Annotated in this window: 4 protein-coding genes and 1 tRNA gene; 3 read left to right on the plus strand and 2 right to left on the minus strand. The window is 45.3% G+C overall.

The genetic code is table 11. From position 1 onward, the window contains the following. The first annotated feature begins 199 nt into the window (after positions 1-199). The gene (locus VOR_RS0109075; protein WP_010319396.1) at positions 200-2,725 is read left to right on the plus strand and encodes a heavy metal translocating P-type ATPase; all 2,526 of its coding nucleotides are present in this window, start codon (positions 200-202) and stop codon (positions 2,723-2,725) included. 13 nt (positions 2,726-2,738) lie between these two features. Further along, positions 2,739-3,188, plus strand: a complete 450-nt coding sequence (locus tag VOR_RS0109080) for a DUF411 domain-containing protein (protein WP_010319397.1) — start codon at positions 2,739-2,741, stop codon at positions 3,186-3,188. Between the two features lie 66 nt (positions 3,189-3,254). On the opposite strand, the gene VOR_RS0109085 is transcribed toward VOR_RS0109080, so the two are convergent. Further along, positions 3,255-5,906: a beta-N-acetylhexosaminidase gene (locus VOR_RS0109085; protein ID WP_010319398.1), complete on the minus strand. Its 2,652-nt coding sequence runs from the start codon at positions 5,904-5,906 to the stop codon at positions 3,255-3,257. 423 nt (positions 5,907-6,329) lie between these two features. Continuing rightward, positions 6,330-6,406 (minus strand) — tRNA-Pro (locus VOR_RS0109090). Positions 6,407-6,680: 274 nt separating this feature from the next. Here VOR_RS0109090 and VOR_RS18380 point away from each other — a divergent pair. After that, a complete protein-coding gene (locus tag VOR_RS18380; protein ID WP_010319399.1) occupies positions 6,681-6,821 on the plus strand; it encodes a DUF3149 domain-containing protein in 141 nt (46 codons plus the stop codon). Positions 6,822-7,016 lie beyond the last annotated feature (195 nt).

Here is a 7,016-nt window from a genome sequence, read left to right on the forward strand (position 1 = left end):
CCACTGCAAGTACCAGGATAAAAAGTGGCGACATTTTACCACTGACGGCTAAATCTACAATCCTCGATTGCCTTTCGTTTTTCTGCACTCAAGAATAACGCTTAAAATTCGCTTAACTTTCCTTTAGTGGAACTTGACCTTGCCCTAAAGGTAAGGTTTATGCTTCTAGCTATTGAGTTGGTTTACGGGGAATTTATCAATGAAACGCTTTCAATTGCCTTTATCAGGGCTGAAATGCATGGGTTGCGCGAAGAAACTTGAGCAGCATCTCAAACAAGAATTTGAGGTACAAATCCACCAGCTGTCACCCACATTCATCGAACTGAGCACTTCGGCCTCTTTAAGTGAACTCATCGCCGCTATCGAATCCTTAGGCTATCAAGCCTTGCTCAGCACGAACAGCGATCCTCTGCCCTCATCGCAACCCACAACCTTGGTTAGCGATACACAGCCACTCGCACAAGAGACAGAAGTCTCAACAACGGGTTTGGTTAGTACCCACTTACTGATTCAAGGAATGACTTGCGCAAGCTGTGTTTCTTCGGTGGAAAAAGCACTTCTAAGCGTTAACGGAGTACAAAAAGCGCAAATCAATTTAGCGGAACAAAGCGCCTTAGTGCTCTCGCAAGCAGATATCGCTAACCTTGAACTGCAATTGCTCAATGCCATTACTCATGCAGGCTACCGTGCAGAGCGAGTCGATGACCCAGCCCAACAACAAGAAAAACAAAAACAGCAATCACTTGATTTACAGAAGCAGCATAAAACCAATGCACTACTAGGTTTAATGATGGGTATCCCGTTAATGCTTTGGGGCCTTCTTGGTGGCAGCATGATGATTGTGACCACTCAGCAACAAATATACTGGGGCGTTATCGGCATTGTGTGCTTAGCCCTATTAGCCACCGCTGGCCGCCACTTTTTTAGCCATGCTTGGCTTGCGTTAACTCATAAGCGTGCCACGATGGATAGCTTAGTCGCCCTAGGAACCGGAGCAGCTTGGGCCTATTCAATGTTGGTAGTGATTTACCCAACTTGGTTTCCCGTCGCCTCGCGTCATGTTTACTTTGAAGCCAGCGCGATGATTATCGGTTTGATTTCACTGGGCCACTACATTGAGGCGAAAGCCAAAGCGAAGACAACTCAATCCTTGCAAGCCTTAATTAACTTGCAGCCACAACAAGCAACACGCATCACAGCGCAAGGCGATCAACAGATTGCGGTTGAATTAGTACAACTTGGTATGCAACTGCGCATAAAACCGGGAGAAAAAGTGCCGATAGACGGCAAAGTCCTCAGCGGTGAATCTTATGTTGATGAATCCATGCTCACTGGTGAGCCGATCCCCGCCCTAAAAGTGGCAGGCGATGCCATTGCGGCAGGCACCATCAATCATGATGGCAGCTTAGTCATCGAAGCCACTGGCGTAGGGGCGCAAACCATGCTCTCGCGCATCATCCAAATGGTTCGTCAGGCGCAAAGCAGTAAACCAGCCATCGCCAAAATGGCAGATCAGATATCCGCTATTTTTGTACCGACAGTGGTTATGATTGCCCTGTTTTCCGCTCTGATTTGGTACTTTGTAGGCCCTGAACCTAAGGCCAGCTATATGCTAGTGGTTGCAACAACAGTATTGATCATTGCCTGCCCTTGTGCCTTGGGTCTAGCTACTCCACTCTCGGTTACAGTAGGAGTTGGCAAAGCCGCTGAAATGGGTATTTTGATCAGAGATGCCAATGTATTGCAATCGGCAAGCAAAATCACCACTGTAGTATTTGATAAGACAGGTACGCTCACTCAAGGTAAGCCAACCGTTCAGAACTTAGTCACGTGGGGAATTGAAGAGAGCGAATTGTTAACCCTTGTTTACGCTTTGGAACTGCGCTCTGAACATCCTCTTGGCAAGGCTATCTGCCATTACGCTCAACCGCTGGTATCAACCAGCGTTGCAGTCGAGCAATTTACCAACCTAAGAGGCAAAGGGCTAATGGCAAATATTGGCGGCGATTCGGTCGTCGTTGCCTCTTTATCGCACCTTGAATCACTGGGCGTTCCTCTTACTCAAGCACAAACGACCATTGAACACTATGCAAAGCAAGCTTGGACACCAGTCGCGGTTGCCATTAACGGTGAACTCAAAGCTCTCATCGCAATTGCTGATCCCATCAAACCTAACGCTGCGCAAGCTATCAGCACACTGAATAAAATGAACATTCGTACCGTGATGCTAACTGGAGATAACCAAAGCGTGGCCACCGCAATAGCCAAACAACTGGGCATACAGCAAGTGTTCGCTCAAGTGCTGCCAGATCAAAAAGCACAAAAAATCGTGCAGTTACAAGAGAAAGGCCAAATCGTCGCCATGGTCGGTGATGGTATTAATGATGCGCCAGCCCTTGCGCAAGCCGATATGGGTATCGCAATGGGCAGCGGCAGTGATGTCGCAATAGAGAGTGCGCAAATGACGTTGCTCAACTCCTCACCACTTGCCGTAGTCAATGCTATCGCTCTGTCTAAAGCAACGGTAAAAAACATGAAGCAGAACTTATTGGGCGCCTTCATCTATAACACCCTAGGCATTCCCATTGCCGCTGGCGTGCTTTATCCCGCTTTTGGCTTTTTACTCAGCCCTGTAGTTGCAGGAGCGGCAATGGCTTTATCCTCAATCACAGTCGTGAGCAACGCTAACCGCTTGCGTCTATTTAAATACCCTTATCACTCTTAGAGGTTATATAAAGATGAAAATGATCACAGCTGCTATGCTTAGCACCTTGTCTCTTATCAGCTACTCCGCATTCGCCACGGTGACCGAGGTGACCAATTACAAATCCCCTTATTGTGGCTGCTGTACTGAGTGGTCTACTCACATGCAACAAGCCGGATTTAAGGTTAACGATCAATTACAAGAAGATATGACAGCGATAAAACAGCAATTGGGCATTACACCCAAGCTCGCCTCTTGCCATACAGCCGTTATCGACGGCTATGTTTTCGAAGGTCACATTCCAGCCACAGACATTCAAGCCTTTCTCGCTAATCCACCGAAAAATGCCAAAGGGTTAGCCGCGCCCGGCATGCCAATCGGCTCTCCAGGTATGGAATCTGGTGATAAGAAAGAAGCCTATTCAGTTTTTGCTTTTAACGAGCAAGGTCAGGTGTTTGAGTTTGCTCACCACGAAGGTAATTGATTTTATGTAATAAAGCCTCCGACAGATGCGGAGGCTTTCATTTGGGTGCCTTGATATGACTACGAGTTATTTAACGCTAGTTACCCGGCTGACTCGCTCGCCTGAAGCAGAGAGAGAACGGATCCAGACCTCACCGGACACCTTCGGTTGTTCACTATTAGAGTAATCAAACCATTGCTGACCATCTAATGAGTATTGCAGCTCAACGCCTGGGAATGACGAATTCATCGACAATTTACCCGCTTCAATCTTAGCTCCGGGTATTGGCAGGCGATAATCAATGCCAGCTTTTTCCAGTTTCGCCAACTCACGTTGCCCAACGATGTTAGCAAAACGAGTCCAATCTTGATTCAGTGCAGACTTATTGACTAAGTTGGTTTGCTGAGAGTATTCAACCCCTACTTTATAGTCGTTTTCCCACTCCGCTTTATGCCAAGCACGCTCAGCGGCAGCCAACACTCGAGGGAAAACCATATATTCATACTGCTCATCATTACGAACCGTTTCTGACCACAATTGAGCTGACAAGCCGTAGAATGGTTTCGACGTCACCTCTCCTTTACCGACAAAACCATTACCATCACGATCTAATGAAGTTTCAGCGTTTTGCGGCATATTTTCCGGTGCAAAACCAAACATTTTACGCGTATCGGTCGCACGGGTGGCCCAGTAATAACCGCGCTCTTTAGGATCCGCCTCATAAGGCATATCCATGTAGACATAATCAGGGTTAGAAACAATGACGTCGTAACCTTGTTTTGCCCATTCATAAACAGAGCTTGTACCGCCCCAATAGAGGACATCCCAAAAGTTCACACGTGTATTTTGCGTAGCAAAAGCCGATTCTCCCTCGCTGTATTTCAAGCCATCTTGCCATGCTTGGAAATTCTCAATCCCTTTATCGGCGACAATTTTCGACACTTGCTCAGCAAAATAACTCGGTAAATGAGCAAAGTAACTTACTACTCCTTGGCTGACTAACGCTTGGCACTGTGGCGATTTCGCAAATGGTTTATCTTGTTGTGAAAGATCTAAGTTACCTTTCCAACTGACTTTTTCCGTCGCATTAATATCTTGGAAACCCGCGCCCAATTTGATGTTTTTCGCCTCATCGCCACCAAAATGCCAAGTCGATAAAGGCATGCCCGCCTCACTGTGCATCAAGGCCACTTCAGTGATCACCTTGTCCACAAAGCGTTTAGACGAGTCTAAACAAGGGTTAATAAAACTCTGCTTATCATAAAACTGAACCGTCGTAACATTAGAGCTGTCTTGAGGATCCATCAAGCGATACTGGCTAGCCTGTTCGGTTTTCCCTTCTTGGCTCAAACGTTCAAAACGAGCCTCCATTGAAACAACCGCAGAGCGAGCATGGGCTGGCATATCAATTTCAGGGATCACTTCAATATTGCGCGCTTTAGCGTGCTTGAGGATTTCAATGTAATCGGCTCGACTGAAATAACCTGAGCCAAAGTTATCAGAATTTGGACCGGAGCCAAGCTGTGGCAGCAAGCAGTTTTTCTCATCTAAATCAAAGCAGCGCTGTCCACCAATGTCGGTCAATTCAGGTAAGCCCGTAATTTCTAAACGCCAACCTTCATCATCAGTCAAATGAAGGTGTAATTTATTCATCTTATAAGCCGCCATTTGATCTAATGTGGCCAAAATCGCTTGCTTAGAATGGAAGTTACGTGCGACATCCACCATCACACCACGGTAATCAAAACGTGGAGCATCTCCGATGCTGATCACTGGCAACGCCGTGGCATTCTGACTATCCACTAAACCCAAAATAGATTGAACGGCGTAGAAAGCTCCCGCTTCATCAAATGCACGAATAGAGATAGCATTCGGTGCAATCTCCAACTCATAAGCGCCCGATGTCGCCATCTGGTCAGAAAATTCGCTCGGTGTAATCGCAACACCAACCGCCAACTCTCCATCGAGCTTCAGCCAAATCGTTTTGGCACGCGCTTGCAATGCTGAAAACTGATCCGTCGCAAAGTCCTTTACATCAAGCTTAAGGCCGCGAGTAATGTCAACAACGCCTTGACCAAGCGTTGTTTTTAGAGGAGTTGGTAACAGAGCCGTTGATACATCTTGCAGTGATACATCGCTATTTTTCTCAAATCGGCTGATGGCCGTAGCAAACACATTATTATCGCTGGCAGTGCGTTTGATATTATCGCCCTCAAGTCCACGCACAAATGATGACGTGTCTTCAGTGTTGAGAGATACAATAAGTTTAGGCTCTGTATTGGGCGCCGCAACGAATGCACGCGGCATAAAGTCCGTTTCAAACAACTGCCAATATTCAGCGACCAGAGGTAAAACAACCTCTTCGCCCGCAGCAAAACCATCAAATTTATCAGTGGGTTCAAGCTTATGTAAATCACCCGTTAAACGGGTAATTTTGAATTGATCATTTTCAACATCCAGAATCAGTCGAATGCTGTGGAAATAGATAGTCCACTGCTTTGAATTCACGGCTTCACCTTGGTTAACCAAGGTCATGTTCACTTTATTACACGATGCCCATTCCGCTTCGAGAGACTGACATGCCAATCCTTCATCTGCCCCGTGATTGGTTAATACGGTGTAATGAATATCCAAATTTTCCGCCAGCGCATCGACGACTTTCTGCTCTGGTGATTGCAACAAAGAGCAACCTGATAATGTGGCGATAACCGAAACAGCAATCAAACTAGGTTTCAACATGTGACTCACCCTACCTTTAAAATAAAAACCCAACATCTTGTTAAAAGGACTGAAAACAGCAACAAGCAACGAGACTTGTGGCCTAAGGTATCCACCATACAAGGAGTTATTTCTAAGCGTAAAATAATTAGCTGCACGAAGTGATCCAGTTCAAATCCCCTAAAACACAATCAGAATAAAATCATTTAAAATAAACAAATTAAAATTAACGTCAAAATGCGCTAAAGTGACGTTTTTTACACATCCTAATGCTATTTATTATCGTGGAATATTGACTGCTATTTTTAATAGCTGAATTTGCTCGATGAAGGGTGGACAGTGGAAGAGACTGATAGTGAAGGAGGAAAACCCTTTATCTTTGGTAATGAAAGTGATCACATCCAGATGCAACAAAGCCCCGCATTACTGCGAGGCTTTTAAAGATGGTCGGTGAAGAGGGATTCGAACCCCCGACCCTCTGGTCCCAAACCAGATGCGCTACCAAGCTGCGCTATTCACCGAAATTTTTGCTCTGCACTTAGCGAGCAGTTCCGAGCTTTTTGCCTAGAACGGATGCGTATAGTACGCATCTAAAACTAAGACGCAAGCCTTTAATATTATTTCCATCAAATAACAAACTCATTGACTAAATTACCATCAAAAACACATAAAACGTAACTAATTACACACCAATAGAAACATTAAGTTAACTTACGCAACATTATTGATCCAGATCAGTGTCGACAAACAGAGCAAACTTTAACTTGGCTGTGTCTTCGAAACTTTGGAGGAAACATGGACTTTTGGCTTGATCTCCTATTTGGTAATGCTGTGGGGCTATCTTCAATGATAGTAATCTTTGGTGCTTTTGGTCTTATGCTGTTTTATGGCGGTTTCTTCATTTATAAAGTGATGAATGACAAATCTCCTCACTAGATCGCTTAGCACCTATTGGAAAATAGAGTAACGCTATGCACCGGAGTCGATTATCTGTCTGCTCCGGTTTTTTATCACGTTAATAACTCTATCTTCTTGATGAATGGCATCATTCGGCTACTCAAGATCGGTTCGATAAGATTATCTGTTTCAAAATAATCTATGGTGCTATGCCAAGAAAAGCACACAATGCGT

The organism is Vibrio ordalii ATCC 33509, assembly GCA_000257205.1.
In the GTDB taxonomy this organism is placed as follows: Bacteria; Pseudomonadota; Gammaproteobacteria; order Enterobacterales; family Vibrionaceae; genus Vibrio; species Vibrio ordalii.